The sequence below is a fragment of the Ferrovibrio terrae genome (genome assembly GCF_943372915.1).
GTDB lineage: Bacteria > Pseudomonadota > Alphaproteobacteria > Ferrovibrionales > Ferrovibrionaceae > Ferrovibrio > Ferrovibrio terrae_A.
In genome coordinates this window covers 142832-163507 of the sequence record NZ_CALSAN010000006.1, presented here as the reverse complement: position 1 = coordinate 163507, position 20676 = coordinate 142832, and the positions used below count along the sequence as shown (strand labels likewise).

Sequence of the window (20676 nt, the reverse complement as noted above, 5' to 3'; positions counted from 1 at the left end):
CTCAATCAGTCCTTCGCCGGACTGCGGCGCAGGATCCAGTCGAGCAGCGGATAGGGCAGCAGCCCGAGCACACGGATCATCGCCAGCATCGGCCAGGGAAAGGCGATGCGACCGCGATTGGCGGCGAGGCCACGCCGGATGATCCGGGCCGCCTTGTCGGTGTCCATCAGGAAGGGCATGGGAAACTTGTTGCGCGCGGTCATGCGGCTGACCACGAAGCCCGGGCAGATCGCCGATACCCGGATGCCCCGGGGCGCCAGCATGCCGCGCAGTTCCTCGGCATAGGAGCGGGCGAAATGCTTGGTGGCTGAATAGGGTGCTGCACCGGGCATGCTCAAGAATCCGGCCATCGACGACACGATGGCGATCTGGCCGCCGCCCTGTCGCACCATGATCGGCACGACAGGATTCACCGTGTTCAGCACGCCGCCGATATTCACATCGGTGATGGCCCGCACATGGCCGTCGAACTGGTCCCAGGTCTTGAAACCGCCACCGACGCCGGCATTGGCAATCACCAGATCGAGCTGGCTTTTCGATGCGATGGTTTCGATGAAAGCCTGCATGGCCGCACGGTCGGTGACGGCCACCGTTTCGGCCTCGACGATCGCACCGCGCTGGCGGCAGGACGCGGCCACGGCATTCAGACGCTCTGCATCACGGCCGGTCAGCGCCAGCAGCACGCCGGGCCGGGCATACAGAACGGCCAGCGCCTCGCCGATCCCACTGGAGGCCCCGGTGATGATAATGCCGGACAGGGTTTTGGCGGATTGGGGTTTTTGTTCCATGACTTAGCCTCGACCCTCAACCGGTTTTTCACTATAGTGCGGCGCACCGTAGCACTTTCGGGGGAATCGTGTCGCTTGTCAGCATGACCGGCTTCGCCCGCGTCGACGGACGCGTTGGCAACAAGGCCTGGATCTGGGAACTCAAGTCGGTCAACGGCCGCGGGCTGGAACTGCGTTTCCGTCTGCCGCCGGGGTTCGATGCCATCGAGGCAGAGCTGCGCAGCCAGGCGCAGGCCAGGCTGGTGCGCGGCAACGTCAATCTCAACCTGAATTTCGTCGAGAGCGCAGAAGCCGCACCGACCTATCGCCTGAATGAGGCGTTGCTGGAGCAGCTGCTTGCGATGGCGGCCAAGCTGGAAGCGCGCGGCGTCGGCGCACCGCGGCTGGACGGCCTGTTGGCCGTACGCGGCGTGGTCGAGCCGGTCGGCGGCGTGACCGAAGATGAAGCGGCCCGTGCCGCCCTGGAAACCGCGCTCAAGCAAAGTTTTGCGGCTGCCTTGGATCGCCTGGTGGAAAGCCGCAACGCCGAAGGCGCCAAGCTGGCTGAAGTGCTGTCGGGGCAGTTCAGCGAGATTGCCAGCCTCACGGCGCGTGCTGCCGGCGTGGAGGCGGTGCGGCCCGAAGCCCTGCGGCGTCGCCTGCGGACACAGCTTGACGATCTGCTGGCGCAGAAGCCGCCGGTGAGCGAGGAACGTCTGGCGCAGGAGCTGGCCCTGCAGATCACCCGTCTGGATATCCGCGAGGAACTCGATCGCCTCAAAGCCCATGTCGAGGCCGCACGCAGCCTGATCGGCGGTGGCGATGCCAAGGGTGTTGGCCGCAAGCTGGATTTCCTGATGCAGGAATTCAACCGCGAGGCCAATACGCTGTGCTCCAAGTCCTTGGATGCCGGGCTCACCGCCATCGGCCTTGATCTGAAACTGGTCATCGACCGTCTGCGTGAGCAGGCCCAGAATGTCGAGTAAGGCGCATGTCGAGTAAGGCCAAATCCGCCCCGATCACCGTGGCCCGCCGCGGCCTGATGCTGGTGCTGTCCTCACCATCGGGTGCAGGCAAGACCACGATCTCGCGCCGCCTGCTCGAGCGTGACGACAACCTGCATCTTTCGGTGTCGGTGACGACGCGGCCGCGCCGTCCCGGCGAGATCGACGGCACGCATTACCACTTTATCGGCTCCGACGATTTCGGCCTCATGGTGAACCGCCAGGAACTGCTCGAGCATGCCAAGGTGTTTGATTACTACTATGGCACGCCACGCGAGCAGGTCGAAAAGCGGCTCTCGGCCGGACAGGACATCCTGTTCGATATCGACTGGCAGGGGACCCAGCAGTTGCGCCAGCGCGCGCGCGACGATCTGGTCAGCGTGTTCATCCTGCCGCCATCGACCCGCGACCTGGAAAAGCGCTTGCATACGCGGGCGCAGGATTCCGCCGAGACGGTCGCCAAGCGCATGTCGAAAGCGGCTGACGAGATCAGCCACTGGGCAGAATACGACTACGTCGTGATCAACGATGATATCGATCGCTGCCTGGCCGAAGTCGATGCCATCCTCCGCGCCGAACGGCTGAAGCGCCATCGCGGCGTCGGTCTGGTCGACTTCGTCAAGCAGCTGCGCGAAGGCCGCTGATTACAGCAAGCGCGCCAAGGCGCAGAATTCCTCGATCGACAGCGTCTCCGCGCGCCGGGTCGGGTCGATACCAGCCTGAGCCAGCTTGGCGTCCGCATCGGGCCATAGCGGCCGCAGGGCCGCGCGTAGCATCTTGCGGCGCTGGTTGAAGGCGGCTGCCGTCACCCGTTCCAGCTTGGCCGGTTCCGCCTCGGCCAAGGGCGCGCGCGGGGTCAGTTCCACCAGGGTCGAGGTCACCTTCGGCGCCGGCACGAAGGCCTGCGGGCCGATATCGAACAAGAGCCGCACATTGGCACGCCACTGCGATGCCACGGCCAGGCGGCCATAGGTCTTGCCACCGGGCTTGGCCGCCATCCGCTCGGCCACTTCCTTTTGCACCAGAACGGTGATGCGGGTGAAATTCTGTGGCTGGGCCAGCCAGCCGAGCAGCAAAGGCGTGGCGATGTTGTAGGGCAGGTTGGCAACCACCTGCCAGGGTGGTGGCGCCAGCGTGTTGAAATCGGTTTCCAGCGCGTCGCCGGCATGCAGCGCCAGCCGGCCATCGGCGGCATCGACCACGGCCTGCAGGGCGGCGAGGCAGCGCTCGTCGCGTTCCACCGCCACCACGCGCGGGGCGCCTTCCAGCAGCAGGGCGCGGGTCAGCCCGCCGGGGCCGGGGCCGATCTCGATCACGGCTTGCGCAGCCGTCCAGGGCATGGCGGCGCGGGCAATCTTGCGGGTGAGATTGAGGTCAAGCAGAAAGTTCTGGCCCAGCGCCTTGCGCGCAGCCAGTTCATGCTGCGCGATCACCTCGCGCAGTGGCGGCAGCGCCTCAATTGCTGCTGACATCGACGCCCGATATGGTCCGGTGCGCAGCCATGGCTGCGGCCATTCTCAGCGCGGCAATCAGACTGTCGGGCTTGGCGATGCCCTTGCCGGCGATGTCGAAGGCCGTGCCATGGTCGGGCGAGGTGCGGATCACCGGCAGGCCCAGAGTCACGTTCACGCCGCTATCGAAATCCAGTGTCTTGATCGGGATCAGGGCCTGGTCGTGATACATGCAGATCGCGGCATCGTAGCCGGCACGCGCCTCGGCATGGAACATGGTGTCAGGCGGCAGGGGCCCACGCGCATCGATACCCTCGGCACGCAAGCGCGCCACCGCCGGCGCCACGATGGTGGCGTCTTCCTTGCCCATGCTGCCGCTCTCACCGGCATGGGGATTGAGACCGGCGATTGCCAGGCGCGGCTGCTGGATGCCGAATTTCTCCCGCAGGTCATGCGCCGTAATCCGTGCCGTCTCCACGATCAGGTCGGTATCCAGCAACTCGATCGCCCGACTCAGCGCCACGTGAATGGTGACGGGAACGACGCGCAGGCGGTCCGAGGCCAGCATCATCACCGGACGTGTCACATCGCACAGCGCGGCAAGGAACTCGGTATGGCCTGGATGGCTGAAGCCGGCATCGTAAAGGGCTGCCTTGTGGATCGGATTGGTCACCAGCGCCGCGGCCCTGCCATTGCGGCATAGCGTGACGGCCAGCTCGATGGCATGCAGCACGGCCGGCGCATTCAGCCGGTCCGGGATACCGGGCTGCGGGATGGCGGGCAGCGGTACGGACAGGACCGGCAGGGCGGTGTCGAACACCGTGAGGGCGTCTTCAGGCTGGGCCACCACCTGCAGCGGCACCCTCCAGCCATGCTGTGTGGCGATCGCCTGCAGCCGGTAGGGGTCATCGAGCAGCAGGAAGGGACTGAGGCCGGCTTCGCGTCGCCGCAGCCAGGCCTGCAATGAAATCTCGCCGCCGATGCCGGCGGGCTCGCCCATGGTCAGTGCAAGCGGGGCCGACAGTGAAGGCACGATCCGTTCAGTGGAAGTCGCCACCTTATCTGAATTCGATGGTGGCATCGCGCCGCAATTCGCGGATATAGCGCTGGGCCATCAGTTCGGCGCGGCGACCGAAGATCGTATTGCGGACTTCATTCCGGTTCAGGCCGCCGGCGTCTTCCTTGGCGCAGAGCGTGAAGAGATGGACCGCGCGGGACGCCCGCACCGGCTGCGAGGTCTCGTTGACATTCAGCGGGATCACCGCCTGCCGGAAAGCTTCCGGCAGATCGCCGACGCGCAACGTACCCAGGCTGCCTGAGCCGGGCGCGTCGTATTTCGCCGCCACGGTCTCGACATCGTCGCAACTTTTGATGCCGCCACGGGCTTCGCGCGCCTTGGCGATTGCCGCATCCACCTCTGCCGCCGGCGCATTGGCGGTGAGTGGCAGCAGCATCTGCTTCAGCGTGACCCGGTTTTCTTCAACCCCGGGCAGGGCGATGCGGCGACGCTCGCGCAAGGCGATGATTTGCCACCCGCCGACCGTGCGGATCGGCTCGGAGATATCGCCCTTGTTCATCTTTGCAACAACGGCATCGACTTCCTCGTTCAGGGCCCCGCGCTGAACCCAGCCGACATCACCGCCATTGGCTGCGGTGGTGCCGCGGCTGAACTGGCGCGCCAGGGCCGGAAAATTGGCGCCGCCGCGAATCTGTTCGACGACACGCAATGCGAGCTGACGCTGCGGCTCTTCCTGGTCGGGACTGTCGACGGGGACCAGGATTTCCGACAACAGGTCTTCGGTCTGGCCGACGGTGGCTTTCAGCCGGGCAATCGCCTCGTCGATCTCCTGCTCGGTGATTGTCACCTGGGCGCCAACACGGGCGCGCACCATGCGGTTCCAGGTCAGCTCCGTGCGGATCTGCGTGACCGCCGCGGCAGGATCGACACCGGAGCGCCGGATGTATTCTTCAAACCGGCCGGGCGGGATATTCATCTGGCGTTCGACCATGGCAATGGCGCTGTCGACGTCCTGCTGGGTCGCGGCCAGATTGCGGCGCTTCGATTCCTGCAACTGCAGGCGCTCGTCGATCAGCGAGCGCAGGGCTTGCTCGCGCACGGCTCGCAGAATCTCGGGATTGTTATCCGGCAGACGGGTTGTCGCCATGATAATCCGCATGCGCTCGTTGAGGTCGCGGAGCGAAATGACCTCGTCATTCACCAGGGCAACGATCCGCTGCTGATCCTGCGCATGAAGCGGGATTGCGGCGGCGCTGGCCAGAATGAAAACAACGAGGGCGATCAGGCGGTGCATGGGCGGGCTCAGTTGAACGAAGCGATCCTGAAGCGGACGCCAACGGTTGTTGAAGGTTGAATGTCGCGATTGATCGTGAATGTGCGCTCGGCAAACAGGATGATGTCGAAACACTCGTCAGTATAGCGCAAGCCGCCGAAATTCAGCAAAGAGCCATCATCCTTCAGGTCGCGGGTGTGGCGAATTTCAGTCGCCCAGTATTTCGTCAGCTGCAACCGCATGGTGGCAGCAATGGCTTCCTGCTGTCCAGTTTGCCGCAGAAAATCGGTACTGGTGAGATCAGCATAGGAGATGCTGATGTTGTTTGCCGTGGAACCAAGGGTTGTGCCCAGTTCATGGCGCCGGACCTCGAAACCACTATTCTGCGCCAGCCGTACGCGGTCAACCAGCTGGATATAGCGGCCCGGCGAGACGGTGAGGCGTCCGACATAGTCAGAGAACTGATCACCTAGACCAGACGCCGCCGTGAAGGTGTCGTCGGTTTTGGCGCGCAGAGACTGGCCGGCGAGGAATTCCACATAGCCGGCGCTCTCGCCGTAAGCCGCCATGCGCATGCCGTAGTTCAGCTTCGGGCCGCCGTCCCAGCGATCATACCCCGGGAAGCGGCTGAGCGAGAACAGGTTGGTTTCATCGAATTCGAAACTCACCGAATCTTCGTTCGGAATGTCGCTGCGGTTGCCACCATAAGGGCTGACCACGCCCATGATGATCGGCTCGATCAACTGACGCATGCGGCCTTCATCACGGATCATCGGATAGCGCCAGTCGAGCGCGACGACGGGCAAGACGCGACCAGCCGCCGCGGAATCGCCGGTGGCGCCAGGCACAAGACTCTGGTTCACATCATCCGACCAGTAGCCGTCGGCACGCACCAGTGCTGTCGCGGTGATGACTTCGCCGCTGGGCGAATAGTAGGGTTGCGACCAGGATACGGTGGACGACAGCCGCCGCATATCGGTGCCCTGGTCCCGCATCAACGACACCATATTGGCGTCCAGGCCCCAGCGACCGCCGTAATCACCGGGCTCGAAGACTGCCGAATAATCCATGACCGGCACGGCCACCGGCACCGTGCTGTTGCGCACGCGGGCCAGCTGGTTCTGGAAGGAGAAGGCATTCAGGCTGGCGAAATGCCGGTTGTTGATCGCTTCACCATAGATCCGGCTGACCAGGGTATTGCCGGAAGGCCGATCCTGAATGGCGTACCGGCTCAGATAGGTATCGTCGGTCGAACGCAGGATATTCGCACCGTAAGTGATATCATCCGTGGCACGGAAGGCGGCATTGGCGCGGATATGGCCGCGCACGTCGCCGCTGACATCTTCATCGGCGACGCTGCCATCGATCTGGAATTCGCCCCGCGCCGTGCGCTGACGGTAATCCGTGGCCAGGAAGGGGCCCTGGCGGGTCGAATACTGCGGCGTTACCGTCAGGTCGCTGTAGTCGTCGATCACATAGAAATAGGGGGCCTGGATCGCCTGCTGGAAGAATGGATTGTTAGTATAGCGTGGCGGCAGAAAGCCGCTGCGGCGGTTTACCGTCGGATCCGGATGGCTGAAATAGGGCGAATACAGAATTGGAATGCCGAACATCTCAAATACCGCATCGCGATATTTAATATTCTGCTCGGCTTCATTGTGCTCAACCTCGCGGCCTTTGACCTGCCACAGCGGCGCCCGGGTTGGGTCGCTCTCGCATAGCGAGCAGCTCGTGTAGACCGCCTTTTTCATGATCGTGCGGTTGCCGTCCTTGCGTTCAGCCTGGACCGCAGCGCCGCGCGACATATCGCTGAGCAGGAAGGAGACATCGCGGATGAATCCATTCCGCATGCCGCCCGTCAGTTCCATGTATTCGGCGAACAGCACGTTGCCGTTGGATTCCATCAGCGAGACATTGCCGCTGGCCGTCACCTTGTCATCGCGCTCGTTGTAGCTGACCATATCGGCCAACAGCGTGCGGCTGCCCTGTGACAACTCCACTTTGCCCTCGGCTGTCACAATGCCGAGTGACTGGTTGTAGTTGAGCCGGTCAGCCGTCAGCAGGACCGGGGCATTTGTGCCGGTTGCCGTTGCTTCGTTCGTTTGTGCCTGGGTTTGCGCGGAATAGGACAGCAGCAAGGCAAGGATTGCTGCGTGCAGTAAGCCGCTGCGCCGCGCGCTCATCCGTCCTCCAGATGAAACAGCAGCGAAATGCCGAGCATGACGAAGACAGCAGTAGGTGCCCATGCGGCCAGCGGAACCGGCAGGGTCCCATTGAGGCCAAAGGGTTGCATCAGTTCGACGGTGAAATAGAGCAAGAAACCGGCCGCGACGCCGCCGGCCAGCATGGTGCCGATGCCGCCGCGCCGGGTCAGGCGCAGGCTGAAGCTGGCGGCGATCAGCAGCATGGCGCAGAGCAGCACTGGCGAGGCCAGCAGCGTGTAGAAATGCAGCCGATGCCGAATCGCTGAAAAACCGGCGGATTCCAGCGTGGCAATAAACGAAGGGAGTTCCCAGAAGGAGATGGTTGCCGGTGAGGCGAAGCTTTCCTGGATGCGATCATAGGTCAGCGTCGTCGGCACCGTCAGCTTTTCATAGCGCTCGGCGCCTTTGTTCGGATAGCTGACGATCGCATTCTGCAGTCGCCAGTGCCCCTGATCCAGATAGGCAACGGAGGCATCGATACGCTTCACGAAGGTGTCGCGGCCCTCATAGTAAAACAGGATAGCATCACGCAATTCGACGCCCTGCTGCGCCACGCGCAGGGCATGTACCACGACCTGGCCGGAGGCATCGGCCTCGCGCAGCCACAGGCCGCTGGATGATACCGCCAGCATGCTGGTGCGGCCCCGCATCACCTTGGCGTCGATATTTTCATAGCGGGCCAGCATTGCCGCGCTGAGCGGATTGTAGACGGTGACAAGGAAGATGCCGAGTGACAGCGCCAGGGCGATGCCGGGGAACAGGAACTGCCAGACCGATACCCCCGCGGCGCGACTGACGGTCAGTTCCTGTGATCGAGTCAGGCGGCTGAGCGCCAGCATGCCGCCGAACAGAACAGCAAACGGAAACAGTTTGGTCATCAGCGATGGCAGCTTGAGCAGCGACATCTCGAAGACCAGATCCAGCGTTGCATCCGCGCGGCCGCTGGCACGACGCAGCATTTCGACCGCATCGAAGCTGAACGCAAGCACGGCTAGTACCACCAGCACGGTCAGGATCGCAGCCAGGAAATGGCGGCCGAAATAGAGTGAAAGGGTTATGGATTGACGCATCAGGCCGGCCGTGGCGAGGCGCGCAGGATTGGTTCGCGCAAGGCGAGGGCTGCGGCGGCGATGGCGAGGACGGGCACGGCGTACATCAGTGGAATCAGCGCAAGGGTTTTGACCGCTAGCTGGGTCACACTCAGGCTGAGCACCTGCAGCAGAATGGCAAAGGCGGCGCCGAGCACCAGGCGCTGGCCCTGGCCGCGGCGGTTGAACTCACCGCCGATCACGCTGGCGATCGCAATCAGGATCAGGGCCGGCGCATACAGCGGTGTCACCAGACGCCGATGCCCTTCGACAATCAGCTTGGCATAGTGCTGGACGTCGTCCGGGTTTTTCATATCCGGCTTGAACAACTCATGCAGATAGCGCTCGGATGGCTCGCGCCAGGCTTGGCCTTCCTTCTGGGCGTAGGAATCGAGATCGAGGCTGTAATTGTCGAAATACAGCAGCGATAGCGATTTGTGCTCGCCGTCGATCTGCTGCCGGTTGCCTTTGACCATATAGAGGCGCGGGCCCTGCGGCGTGCGCAGCAGGGTCGCGCGCTCGGCCAGCATGGTAACCGGGCTGGCCGAATTGCGGTTGTCATGCACCAGCACGCCCAGCATGTCGCCATTGCTGTCACGTTCGCGCACGTAGACGGTCAGGTTGGCGGTCGGGGTGTTGAACACGCCTTCCAGGATGGCCATGCCGGCAAGGTCGTTGCGGAATTCGTATTGCGTGGCACGCAGGGTGCGCGAACCCAGCGGCATCAGGTACAGCAGGATGGCATACATCACCACCATGACTCCGGCCGATATGATCACGGCAGGGCGGGCGAGGCTGAGCCGGCTGAAGCCTGCCGCCGACAGCACCACCACTTCGGAATCGCTGGCCAGCCGGTGGAAGGCATAGAGCGTGGCGCAGAAGCCGGCGACCGGCAGGATGATGGCCACGATACTGGGGAGAACCAGCAGGGTCAGATAGAAGAAATCGTTGAAGGCGAGGTTGTTGTTGACGATGCGGTCGATGAACCGCAGCGATTGGGTTAGCCAGATCACCCCGGTGAGGGTGAGAGTGGCAAATCCCAGTGGCCAGGCGATCTGGCGCATGATGTAGGTGACGACCCCGCGCATGCCGCGCAGTATAACGATTCCGCCCCCGCTCGCCACAGCCTCGGCCTGAAAAGAACGACTTGGTCCATAAGGCAAAATCGGCGATTCGGCGGCCCGGGCGGATTGATCGGGCAAGGCCGGGACCGCTATAGTCCCCGACCGGTCCATCACAGCTTTTTGCCCGGATTGGAGCATCATGAAAATCGAGATCGTCGACGCCAAACCCCCGAAACGCGGCAGCCTGATTCTGGTGGTGGGCGATGGTCGCCAGCTCGGCCCGTTCGGCCAGCAGGTGGACAAGGCCTGTGGCGGCGCACTGGGCAAGGCGATGGCCGCTGCGGCGCGCTTCACCGGCGGCAAGGGGCAGTGGCTGGAGGTGCTGGCGCCCGGCGCCGGCCTCGGCCGCGTCCTGCTGGCGGGCCTGGGCAAGACCACCGAGGTCAAGCCTGCCGCCTATGAGGCGCTGGGCGCCGACGGCGTCAAACGGTTGATGACGGCTGGCGAGGACAACCTGGCGATTGCCGCCGAGGTGCTGAAGGGCACCCTGCTGCCGGCGGCCGAGGCTGCCGCCCGGGCCGCCCTGGGCGCCCGGCTGGGCAGCTACCGGTTCGACAAATACCGCACCAAGCTGAAGGACAAGGACAAGCCCTCGCTCAAGGCAGTGGCCGTGCTGTCGCCGGTCGCTGCAGCCGCCAAGAAGATGTACCAGCCGCTCGACAAGCTGGCTGACGGCGTGACCATCACCCGCAATCTGGTCACCGAGCCGGCCAATGTGATCTATCCGGAAAGCCTGGCGGTGGAATGCCGCAAGCTGACCAAGCTCGGCGTCAAGGTCGAGGTGCTGGGCGAGCGCGAGATGAAAAAGCTCGGCATGGGCGCGCTGCTCGGCGTCGGCCAGGGCTCGGAGCGCGAATCCAAGCTGGTGGTCATGCAGTGGAACGGCGGCAAGAAGGGCGGCAAGCCGGTCTCCTTTGTCGGCAAGGGCGTCTGCTTCGACACCGGCGGCATCTCGATCAAGCCGGCCGGCGGCATGGAAGAGATGAAATGGGACATGGCCGGTGCCGGCGCCGTGATCGGCACCATGGCGGCGCTGGCCGGCCGCAAGGCCAAGGTCAATGCCGTCGGCGTCGTGGCGCTGGTGGAGAATATGCCGTCGGGCACCGCGCAGCGCCCGGGCGACGTGGTCACCTCCATGTCGGGCCAGACCATCGAAGTGCTGAACACCGATGCCGAAGGCCGCCTGATCCTGAGCGATGCCATGTGGTACACGCAGCAGCGCTTCAAGCCGCAGTTCATGGTCGATCTCGCCACGCTGACCGGCGCGATCATCATTGCGCTCGGCCATGAGCATGCCGGCCTGTTCTCCAACAGCGACCGCCTGTCGGAGCAGCTGGCCGCCTCGGGCAAGGTCGAGGACGAACTGCTGTGGCGCATGCCGCTGGCGGAAGCCTATGACGAGACCCTCAAGTCGCCGATTGCCGACATGCAGAACATCGCCGGCCCCGGCGCCGGTGCCGGGTCGATCACCGCTGCGCAGTTCCTGCAGCGCTTTGTCGTCGACAAGACGCCTTGGGCGCATCTCGACATCGCCGGCGTGGCCTGGAGCAAGAAGGACAAGCCGACGGTGCCCAAGGGCGCCACCGGTTTCGGCGTCCGCCTGCTCAACCGCCTGATCGCCGATCACTACGAAGACCGCTAAGAGCGGAAGCCCCGTGGCCGAGCTGCTGTTCTACCATCTGACCCGGCGGCGCCTGGAACAGGTGCTGCCGGAGCTTTTGGAAAAGACCCTGCAGCGTGGCTGGCGCGCGGTGGTGAAAGGCGGCAGCGCCGAACGCATTGAGGCGCTGAACGGCGAGCTGTGGAGCTATGGCCGCGCCAGCTTCCTGCCGCATGGCCTCAAGGCCGACGGCTTCCCCGACCGGCAGCCGATCTACCTCACCATCGAGGACGAGCGGCCGAACCAGGCCGATGTGCTGTTCCTGGTCGATGGCGCCGATTCAGCCGATCTCGCCGCCTATACCCGCGTCTGCGACCTGTTCGACGGCAACGATGATGCCGCGGTGGATGCCGCGCGCCAGCGCTGGAAACGCGCCAAGGATGCCGGCCACAAGCTGACCTACTGGCAGCAGTCTGAGGACACCGGCGGCTGGGTCAAGAAAGCGGAAGGCTAGGCAGGCGCCTTACGCCGCTTCCGCCTGGGCTTCTTCCAGTTTCGCCTGGGCGTCGAGCCAGGCTTCTTCCGCTGCTTCGAGCTGCTTCACCAGATCGCCATGCTGCTTCTGCAGCTCGGCCTGCTTCGCCGGTGCCAGTTTCGTATAGGTGTCGGGATCGGCGAGCGTGGCATCCAGCCGCATCTTCTCGGCATTGAGCTTCGCCATCGCCTTCTCGGCGGTCTGCACGGCGATGCGCAGCGGCGCCAGCGCCTGGCGCGCGGCCGCCGCGGCCTTGCGGTCGGCCTTGCGGTCGGCGGAGGCATCGACGGCCTTGCCGCCACCTTTCAGCTTCACCGTGCTCGCTGCCGTGCGGCGGCGGTCGGCCAGCAGTTTGGCATAATCGTCGAGATCGCCGTCGAAATCCTGCACCGTGCCGTCGCCGACCAGCCAGAAGCGATCCGCGCAGGCTTCCGCCATATGGCGATCATGGCTGACGAGAATCACGGCGCCCTTGAACTCGTTGACCGCCTGCACCAGCGCATCGCGCGTGTCCATGTCGAGATGGTTGGTCGGTTCGTCGAGAATGAGCAGATGCGGCGCATGGTAGGTCACCATGGCAAACAGCAGGCGCGCGCGTTCGCCGCCTGACAGCTTGCCGGCCACCGTCTGCGCCTTTTCGCGCGTCAGGCCGAAGCTGCCGAGCCGGGTGCGCAGCTGCTCGATGGTCCATTTCGGCATCAGGTCGGCCAGATGCTCGACCGGCGTGCGGTCTTCGTCCAGCACCTCGTCCTGGTCCTGGGCGAAATAGCCGATGCGCAGCTTGCCCGAACGCTGGATGCGGCCGGCCTGGGGTTTGAGCGTGCCGGCGAGGATCTTGGCCAGCGTCGACTTGCCGTTGCCGTTGGCGCCCAGCATGGCGATGCGGTCTTCCATGTCGATGCGCAGGTCGAGATTGCGCAGCACCGGCTTATCTGTTGTGTAGCCGGCGGTGAGGTGATCCAGCACGATCAGCGGCGGCGGCAGCTCTTCCGGATCGGGCAGGCGGAAGATCACCGTGGGATCTTCGATGGCCGCCGTGATCGGCTGCATCTTGGCCAGCATCTTCAGGCGGCTCTGCGCTTGGCGCGCCTTGGAGGCGGAAGCGCGGAAGCGGGCGACGAACTCTTCCATATGCTTGCGCTGTTCGGCCTGGCGCGTCGCGAAAGCCGTCTGCTGTTCCATGCGCAGCCGGCGCTCGGTCTCGAACGTGTCGTAGTTGCCGCGATAGAGCACCAGCTTGGTGTTATCGATATGCAGGATGTGCTCGATCGCCGAGTTGAGGAAATGGCGGTCGTGGCTGATCAGCAGAAACGTGCGCGGATAGGTTTTCAGGTAGCCTTCGAGCCAGAGCGCGGCTTCGAGATCGAGATGGTTGGTCGGCTCGTCGAGCAGCAGCAGGTCCGGCTCGGAGAACAGGCAGCCGGCGAGTGCGACGCGCATGCGCCAGCCGCCGGAGAAGCTTTCGAGCGGGCGGTTCTGCGCGGCTTCATCAAACCCCAGGCCCGCCAGGATGACGGCGGCGCGCGCCGGGGCGGTATGGGCATCGATCTCGGCCAGCCGCATATGCACGGCGGCGATGCGCTCGGCATCTTCCATGCTGGTGGAATTCTCCAGCTCGTCGGCCTCGATCAGCAGCGCCTCGCGCTCGGTATCGGCGGCCAGCACATACTGGATCGGCGTCATCGCGCCCGAGGGCGGCTCCTGCGGCAGCTTGGCGATCTTGCAGTCGTTGGGCAGCTCGACGCCGCCGGTCTCGGTCTGCAGCTCGCCGCAGATGATCTTGAACAGGGTGGATTTGCCCGTGCCATTGCGCCCGACCAGGCCGACCTTGTGGCCGGCCGGGATCGTCGCCGAGACATGGTCCAGCAGCACGCGGCCGGCGATCCGGTAGGTCAGTTCACGAAAAGACAGCATTTATAACAACTTAACTTGGCTGGCCGGGGCGGGCTGGCGGGGTTTGGGAGGGCCGGGACGGTTGCAGGTCCTCGGCGGAGCCTCTATATACCCGCCACCGATTTTTAGCCAAGACCCAAAGGACCACCAATCATGGCGCTCGAACGCACTTTCTCGATCATCAAGCCGGACGCGACCCGCCGCAACCTGACCGGCGCGATCAATGCCAAGATCGAGGCCGCCGGCCTGCGCATCGTGGCCCAGAAGCGCATCTGGATGAGCAAGACCCAGGCCGAGACCTTCTACGGCGTGCACAAGGCCCGTCCGTTCTTCAACGACCTGGTGTCGTTCATGATCTCGGGCCCGGTCGTGGTGCAGGTGCTGGAAGGCGAGGGCGCCATTGCCAAGTATCGCGACGTGATGGGCGCCACGAATCCTGCTAACGCAGCAGCGGGCACCATCCGCAAGGATTTCGCCGAGAGCATCGAAGCCAACTCGGTGCATGGCTCGGACGCCGCCGAGACCGCTGCGGTCGAGATCGCCTATTTCTTCGCCGGCACCGAGATCGTCGGCTGAACCAGTCTTTCAGCTTCGGCTGATACAGGAAGCCCGGCAGCGATGCCGGGCTTTTTTGTTGGCGGGTCTCAGGACCATGCGGGTCAGGTCTGCGCTGTCATCGCCGCGCTGCGGACCTGCTGCCATTTTCCGGCATCACCCCATAAAGGCCCGCCACCCCAAAAGCCGTCATGCCCGGGCCCAAGAAGCATTTCCTGGCCGGGCATCCACGCCGTTCGCGCCGCTTCGCCAGTGTTCGCGGGGCTTCGCCAGTGTTCGCCAGCGTTCGTGGCGCTTCGCTGGAGTTCGCCCGGGTTCGTTGAAGTTCGTTGAGGTTCGTTCAGGTCCGTTGGGGTTCGTTCGGGTTCGTTTGAGCCCGTTCGGGTTCGTTGCGGTTCGTTCCCGCGCCCGTTGCCCGAATAGGCAATCCACTCCCGCCAGCCTTGAGCAGGCGGGCGGGTGAACACATCTGTATTCACGATGACCAACAACTCCGCATTTCATATATTCTTGCTTCGTTCTTATTCAAGCGGCATGTTATACTTCTAACACTCCTTATGAGGCTCATTAACGAATTGCCCTCTTGGCATATTTGCAACTCGGGCGGCCTACTGGTTGAATGACTGCAACCAAGGTGGGGATATGACAGAAAACAATGCTCAGCCGCAGCATGCGGTCCAGAAAGCCGTTCCAATGGCAATCCCGGAGTATTACGCGTCGGGTGTCCAGATCGGGGCGGCCGCCAATACGGTGGCGGTGATATTTTCGCGCAACGTACCCGCCCCTGTTCCTGATACAGGCGACATCACAAGCGTTTCCGTTCCCACGGTTGTAATGCACATGAGTATTCAAACGCTGAAAGATTTGGCCGTGTTGGCCAACGAAACAGTGCAGGCGATCGAGAAACAATACGGCGTTGTCGAAACCGATTTCCTGCGCGGTCGTTCAGTGCAGAAATGACTGACTACAAGGTCATAAAGACCAATGTTGTACCCGGGTTGACCGAAGTAAGATTTTATCAAGAAACTGTGGGACATATTCGGGAGCGTCATCCGGAGGTGCCGATAGAGTTACCCTCTATCGAGGGTGCCTTGGCGTCTGCTATCTCTGATCCTACGCACGTCGAAAAGAGCTATGGCGGCTCTTATGTATTTGTGGATGCCAATTCCACCAATCGTTCAGGTGATCCGTTTAGAGTTGCGGTTAAGCCGGTTGAAGAAGGCTCTGGTAGAGTAAGGACGGCTTATTTTGCCAGTACAGACCATGAGCCAGAAATTATTTGGCGGAGTAACAAAAATGCCAAATAAGACAGACAAGACTTTTATGGTGAAATACGATTCTCGTTCTGATGTTCTGTATATCAGCACGCGTAGCGCCCCATCTACGCGTGGAGTGGAAGACAGATATGGTATCGTTTGGCGTTATGAAGGCGGCGAATTGATCGGGGCGACAATTATAGATTTTCATGATCGTTGGCACGACGACCAATCAATGCTTGCTCTGCAATTGGCGAAGCATTTTGATATTCCTGCTAAAGAGGCAGAAATTGTCCTTGAACATGCTACAGAAGAAAAAGGTAAACCTAGAAACTAACGCTTATGCTTTTCAGTTGAGATTTTTTGAAAAATTTTACCCGAGACATCATCGACCGCGACGAGACGAAATATGTGTTTCCTTATGACGCGGTCCATGTCGATTTTACGCTGAAGGCGGCGTGAGTGGCCGGTCGTAGGAAATAAAAAACGCGTGGATGCCCGGCCTTGTGCCGAGCATCCCACCTCACTTACTTTTGGGCGTGCTAGTGCTGGCAAATCAAGGTCTATCGTAGGCAGAAGTTGGTTGGGAACGGGGGAAGGACGTGCAGTTCGACATTGTCAACCGAGGGCAGCGCTTTCCGACAGCAGGTCGCGATACGGCACATCTACGGGTGGACTATTGGAACGATTATTCCTTTGTCACCATGTTCGATGTCCTTCTATTTGATGAGCATGGAACTCCTTTCGAGCTTGGCAATGTGAAGATTGGGTTCTTCGGCCAGACAACATCGGCTTCCACGTACTCGACTTTTTCGCCGCCATTCTCGGCACTATCCGACCAATACTTTTCTCTCGGACAGGATGTTTCGTACTACGCTACGCTAGCGAACGTATCCGAGCAAACTCGATTGTCCTTCCTGCGCGGGCTGCGGGATATCGTTTTAGACGACAGCCTCGCGCAAGCCGTCCAGCAAGAGGATGTGTTCAGAACTTCGCTGCTCCGTTCAGTAAGCCTGAGTTCGATTGACGGGCAATTCCGTCGCGTACTTTCTGGTGGCGCTCCTCTAACCGATTACGACTTTATATTTTCAAGACCACAGTCAGAAACTGTTGCCGGGATCAATTTAGGCTTCGCCGTGCACGCAAGCTCTATGCCGAGTACTAACATTCATGCGTTGATCGGTCGGAACGGGGTCGGCAAGACGACGCTGCTCAATGAGATGGTTTCCGCCATCATCCGTCCGGATTCGACCGGCGCCAGATTCTTTGTCAACCATATGTTCTCCCCCGTCCCAATTCCGGAGAGCTATTTTAGCTCTCTCATTTCGGTAGCGTTCAGTGCGTTCGATCCATTCATGCCACCACCCGAGAATTCCGATCCGGGCTTAGGCACCCGATATAGCTATATCGGTCTTAAGGACATTGAAGACGAAGGAGGAACTCTGCTGAAGTCTCTAGCGACACTCCGCGAGGAATGCGTCGCCAGCCTCGGAGAATGCTTTGCAGACAAAGGCAGGAAGGAGCGATGGCTGAAAGCGATCAATACCCTGGAGTCGGATGAGAATTTTGCAGGGATGGACCTTTCTCGACTCGTGGAAATTCAAGGTGAAGCACTAAAGCACTCGGCGGCCAGATTGGTGGAGTGCATGAGTTCGGGCCACGCAGTCGTACTGCTTACGATATCTCGCTTAGTAGCTCGTGTAGAGGAAAAGACGCTCATCCTATTGGATGAACCAGAGAGCCATCTTCACCCCCCGTTGTTATCCGCCTTCACTCGCGCCCTGAGCGAATTGCTGCATAATCGAAATGGGGTTGCCATCATCGCAACCCATTCACCAGTCGTATTGCAAGAGGTGCCGCGATCATGCGTCCATGTCATTAACCGCTCCCGTCTATCAATGCACGCGGAGCGGCCTCAAGTCGAAACCTTTGGCGAGAATGTTGGCTCTCTTACCCGTGAGGTGTTTGGTCTCGAAGTCTCGCGGTCTGGATATCACGCACTTCTGCAAGCATCAGTGTCTGAGGGCGGAACCTATGATGAAATCGTGGCTGCATATGGTGAGCAATTAGGCCAAGAGGCCCGCGGTATACTTCGCGCCATGGTAGCTAATCGCGATGCAGCGGGGGCGGTCTCGTGAAGAAGATGAACACCCCGCCATATGACGCGATTGCTACTTTTGATTCATGCGTTGACGCAGTCGCCGATATTGCATTGCGCGCCCATTATTCTGCCAACCGCGCGAGTATAGAGCAGGCAAATGTCAATTTTGCCGCGGCAAGTCAGATCGCAAATTGGATAGGCTTACCTCGTGCCCAGCACGGAAAACCACATGTCTTGATTGCAGGTACGCTTAGTAAGCTACAGCTAATGAACCTCTATACAGACTATATGGTTAAGACGACGGGACCATCGCGAGATATCTATGATAACCTGCTTACGGCAGCAGGTGGGTTATGCCCACTTTGCGGTGGCCTAGGCCAAGCGCGGACGCTCGACCACTATCTGCCGAAAGCGATCTTTCCAGCATATTCCGTGCATCCACGCAATCTGGTGCCATGTTGTCGAGACTGCAATACTGGCCGGAATGCCTCTTTCGGCGTCGGATTCCACGAACAGACGTTGCATCCCTATTTCGATCAAACTCGGTTTTTCGAGGAGCGATGGGTCACTGCCTCGGTTCAATGGTGTAATCCGATATTGGTTCAGTTCGAGTGTGCGCCTCCAGATCATTGGCCGATTGCTGACAAAGGACGCGTTCGTAGCCACTTCAATAGCCACAAGCTTGCCTCTCGCTTCTCTATACAAGCGGGAGCCGAGGTTTCAAAAGTTGTACAAACTCGTGCGAAAAGCCTGCGTAGTCTCACCCCAGATAGCTTCAAGGATTTCCTGCTAGACAATGCGAATAGTCCGGATTTCGTTCTCAACGGCTGGAGTCGAACGACGTACGCTGCCCTCGCAGATTCGGATTGGTTTGTCCAAACAGACTTCCAAGATCCCGACTGGCATGTGGCAGTTGCTGTTTGACGCGTTGCGTGAATACACCTCAAGGTGCAAAAAGTGCTGCGATGGGTGTGGGAAGACCTTAAGCGGTTATTTGTGTCGGATTTGAATCCGATGGCAAGGGCAGTGTTTGTCGGCCAGAGGACTGATACTGCTAATGGCAAGGGTAATGGACACTCGGGTCAAGCCCGAGGGCGACGATCAGGGGCGTATCCGCACCCTTTGCCCCTCGATCACCAGCCGTCCCTCGGCCAGCAGGCGCAGCGCCTGCGGATAGAGCGTGTGTTCCTGTTCCAGCACGGCCTCGGCCACGTTGTCTGCCGTCGCATCCGGCGGCACGGGCACGACCGCTTGCGCGATGATCGGGCCTTCGTCCATTTCCGGGCTGACGAAATGCACGCTGCAGCCGGTGAAACGCACGCCGCTGGCCACCACGCGCGCATGCACATCGGTGCCCTTGAAGGCCGGCAGTAGCGAGGGATGGATATTGATCATGCGGCCATACCAGGCCTGCACAAACTCTGTCGTCAGCAGCCGCATGAAACCGGCAAGGCAGATCAGCTCGATGCCGCGGGCTTTCAGCGCCGCATCCATCTCGGTGTCGAATTCTGCGCGCGCCTTGCCTCGGCTTTCGATCACCAGCGTCGCGATCCCGGCGGCGCGCGCGATCTCCAGTCCCTCGGCCTCGGGTTTGTTGGAGAGCACCAGCGCGATGCGGGCCGGGTAGTCATCGGCCGCGGCGGCCGCGATCAGCGCGCGCAGGTTGCTGCCGCGCCCGGAGATCAGCACGGCGACAGCGCGTTTGCCGGCAGTCATGGAGCTTAGTTCCAGGCCGTGTCGCAGTTGCGCATGCTGACCATCGGCTCGGCCGCCGTGTCCTGCTGCGCCTCGATCACGCCAAGGCGCGACACGGTCTCGCCGGCGGCTTTCAGCTTGGCGATCACGGTGTCGGCTTTTTCCTTCGCCACCACCACCACCAGGCCGATGCCGCAGTTGAACGCGCGGGCCATTTCGGCGTCGTCGATCCTGCCTGCGGCTTTCAGCCATTTGAACACCGGCGGCAGGGTCCAGCCGGTGGCGTCCACGATGGCGTCGGTGCCATCGGGCAGCACGCGCGGGATATTGTCGACCAGGCCGCCGCCGGTGATATGCGCCATCGCCTTGATCAGGCCCTCGCGCACCAGCGGCATGCAACTTTTCACGTAGATGCGCGTTGGGACCATGAGGATTTCCGCCAGCGGCTTCGACGGGTCGAAGGGGGCGGGGCTCTCGAACGAGAGGCCGTTATCGGCAATCACCTTACGGACCAGCGAAAAACCGTTCGAATGGACGCCCGACGACGCGAGGCCAAGCAGCACGTCGCCCGGCTTTACATTCTGTGGCAGCAGGCGGCCGCGTTCGGCAGCCCCCACGGCAAAGCCGGCGAGGTCGTAATCCTTGGCGGCATACATGCCGGGCATCTCGGCGGTTTCGCCGCCGGTGAGGGCGCAACCGGCCTGGCGACAACCCTCGGCGATGCCGGCGACGACGCGGCGGGCGACATCCACCTCCAGCTTGCCGGTGGCGTAATAGTCGAGGAAGAACAGCGGCTCGGCGCCCTGCACCAGGATGTCGTTCACCACCATGGCGACCAGGTCGATGCCGACGCCGTCATGGCGGCCGGTCTCGATGGCAATTTTGAGCTTGGTGCCGACGCCGTCTGTCGACGACACCAGGATCGGATCGGTGAAGCCGGCGGCCTTGAGGTCGAACAGCGCGCCGAAACCGCCCAGGCTGGCATCGGCGCCGGTGCGGCGGGTGGAGGCGGCGAGCGGCTTGATCGCATCGACCAGGGCCTCGCCAGCGTCGATATCGACACCAGCGGCCTTATAAAGCGGCGACGTGTTGATGATGGCCTCCACGGCGGG

At 61.9% G+C, this 20676-nt stretch carries 20 protein-coding genes; 10 read left to right on the top strand and 10 right to left on the bottom strand.

Features of this window, described 5'->3' with window-relative positions:
* Positions 1-5: 5 nt before the first annotated feature.
* Positions 6-788 carry an SDR family NAD(P)-dependent oxidoreductase gene (locus AAG821_RS06530; RefSeq protein WP_341912860.1) on the bottom strand — a complete coding sequence of 261 codons (783 nt, stop codon included), beginning with the start codon at positions 786-788 and terminating at the stop codon, positions 6-8.
* A 68-nt stretch (positions 789-856) separates the two neighbouring features.
* On the opposite strand from AAG821_RS06530, the gene AAG821_RS06525 reads away from it, so the two are divergent.
* Positions 857-1753, top strand: coding sequence for a YicC/YloC family endoribonuclease (locus tag AAG821_RS06525; protein WP_341912858.1), 897 nt, complete (start codon positions 857-859; stop codon positions 1751-1753).
* A 5-nt stretch (positions 1754-1758) separates the two neighbouring features.
* A complete protein-coding gene (gene gmk / locus AAG821_RS06520) occupies positions 1759-2415 on the top strand; it encodes a guanylate kinase (protein WP_341912856.1) in 657 nt (218 codons plus the stop codon).
* Here the strand turns inward: gmk and rsmA are convergent, their stop codons facing one another.
* Genes rsmA through lptF form a run of 6 tightly spaced genes read right to left on the bottom strand, consistent with a single transcriptional unit; the run spans position 2416 to position 9893 of the window.
* Positions 2416-3243 (bottom strand): 16S rRNA (adenine(1518)-N(6)/adenine(1519)-N(6))-dimethyltransferase RsmA, encoded by an 828-nt coding sequence (gene rsmA, locus AAG821_RS06515; protein ID WP_341912854.1) that lies wholly within the window; start codon positions 3241-3243, stop codon positions 2416-2418.
* Complete coding sequence (gene pdxA / locus AAG821_RS06510) at positions 3227-4279, bottom strand: 4-hydroxythreonine-4-phosphate dehydrogenase PdxA (RefSeq protein WP_341912852.1); 1053 nt, start codon at positions 4277-4279, stop codon at positions 3227-3229. The genes rsmA and pdxA overlap by 17 nt, the downstream gene beginning before the upstream one ends.
* Position 4280: 1 nt before the next feature.
* Positions 4281-5534: a peptidylprolyl isomerase gene (locus tag AAG821_RS06505; RefSeq protein ID WP_341912851.1), complete on the bottom strand. Its 1254-nt coding sequence runs from the start codon at positions 5532-5534 to the stop codon at positions 4281-4283.
* An 8-nt stretch (positions 5535-5542) separates the two neighbouring features.
* Positions 5543-7696, bottom strand: coding sequence for an LPS assembly protein LptD (gene lptD / locus AAG821_RS06500; protein WP_341912849.1), 2154 nt, complete (start codon positions 7694-7696; stop codon positions 5543-5545).
* Positions 7693-8787 carry an LPS export ABC transporter permease LptG gene (gene lptG, locus AAG821_RS06495; protein ID WP_341912847.1) on the bottom strand — a complete coding sequence of 365 codons (1095 nt, stop codon included), beginning with the start codon at positions 8785-8787 and terminating at the stop codon, positions 7693-7695. Before lptG ends, lptD begins: the two co-directional genes overlap by 4 nt.
* Positions 8787-9893 (bottom strand): LPS export ABC transporter permease LptF, encoded by a 1107-nt coding sequence (lptF, locus tag AAG821_RS06490; RefSeq protein WP_341912845.1) that lies wholly within the window; start codon positions 9891-9893, stop codon positions 8787-8789. The genes lptG and lptF overlap by 1 nt, the downstream gene beginning before the upstream one ends.
* A 175-nt stretch (positions 9894-10068) precedes the next feature.
* On the opposite strand from lptF, the gene AAG821_RS06485 reads away from it, so the two are divergent.
* Together AAG821_RS06485 and AAG821_RS06480 are read left to right on the top strand one after the other, a co-directional pair.
* Complete coding sequence (locus tag AAG821_RS06485; RefSeq protein ID WP_341912843.1) at positions 10069-11571, top strand: leucyl aminopeptidase; 1503 nt, start codon at positions 10069-10071, stop codon at positions 11569-11571.
* 13 nt (positions 11572-11584) lie between these two features.
* Entirely contained in the window at positions 11585-12043 is a 459-nt protein-coding gene (locus AAG821_RS06480; protein ID WP_341912841.1) for a DNA polymerase III subunit chi, read from the top strand.
* Positions 12044-12052: 9 nt separating this feature from the next.
* On the opposite strand, the gene AAG821_RS06475 is transcribed toward AAG821_RS06480, so the two are convergent.
* Positions 12053-13978, bottom strand: a complete 1926-nt coding sequence (locus tag AAG821_RS06475) for an ABC-F family ATP-binding cassette domain-containing protein (RefSeq protein ID WP_341912839.1) — start codon at positions 13976-13978, stop codon at positions 12053-12055.
* A gap of 132 nt (positions 13979-14110) precedes the next feature.
* On the opposite strand from AAG821_RS06475, the gene ndk reads away from it, so the two are divergent.
* The 6 genes from ndk to AAG821_RS06445 all read left to right on the top strand — a co-directional run bounded on the left by ndk (position 14111) and on the right by AAG821_RS06445 (position 18793).
* The gene (ndk, locus tag AAG821_RS06470; protein ID WP_341912837.1) at positions 14111-14533 is read left to right on the top strand and encodes a nucleoside-diphosphate kinase; all 423 of its coding nucleotides are present in this window, start codon (positions 14111-14113) and stop codon (positions 14531-14533) included.
* A 621-nt stretch (positions 14534-15154) separates the two neighbouring features.
* Positions 15155-15472, top strand: a complete 318-nt coding sequence (locus tag AAG821_RS06465; protein ID WP_341912835.1) for a hypothetical protein — start codon at positions 15155-15157, stop codon at positions 15470-15472.
* Positions 15469-15819, top strand: coding sequence for a hypothetical protein (locus tag AAG821_RS06460; RefSeq protein WP_341912834.1), 351 nt, complete (start codon positions 15469-15471; stop codon positions 15817-15819). Before AAG821_RS06465 ends, AAG821_RS06460 begins: the two co-directional genes overlap by 4 nt.
* Entirely contained in the window at positions 15809-16105 is a 297-nt protein-coding gene (locus AAG821_RS06455; RefSeq protein WP_341912832.1) for a DUF2283 domain-containing protein, read from the top strand. The genes AAG821_RS06460 and AAG821_RS06455 overlap by 11 nt, the downstream gene beginning before the upstream one ends.
* Before the next feature lie 265 nt (positions 16106-16370).
* On the top strand, positions 16371-17906 hold the full coding sequence (locus AAG821_RS06450) for an AAA family ATPase (protein WP_341912830.1): 1536 nt from the start codon (positions 16371-16373) through the stop codon (positions 17904-17906).
* Positions 17903-18793, top strand: coding sequence for an HNH endonuclease signature motif containing protein (locus AAG821_RS06445; RefSeq protein WP_341912828.1), 891 nt, complete (start codon positions 17903-17905; stop codon positions 18791-18793). Before AAG821_RS06450 ends, AAG821_RS06445 begins: the two co-directional genes overlap by 4 nt.
* Positions 18794-18970: 177 nt before the next feature.
* Here the strand turns inward: AAG821_RS06445 and purN are convergent, their stop codons facing one another.
* Together purN and purM are read right to left on the bottom strand one after the other, a co-directional pair.
* The gene (gene purN / locus AAG821_RS06440; protein ID WP_341912826.1) at positions 18971-19585 is read right to left on the bottom strand and encodes a phosphoribosylglycinamide formyltransferase; all 615 of its coding nucleotides are present in this window, start codon (positions 19583-19585) and stop codon (positions 18971-18973) included.
* Positions 19586-19590: 5 nt separating this feature from the next.
* Positions 19591-20670: a phosphoribosylformylglycinamidine cyclo-ligase gene (purM, locus tag AAG821_RS06435; protein ID WP_341912824.1), complete on the bottom strand. Its 1080-nt coding sequence runs from the start codon at positions 20668-20670 to the stop codon at positions 19591-19593.
* Positions 20671-20676: the final 6 nt, after the last annotated feature.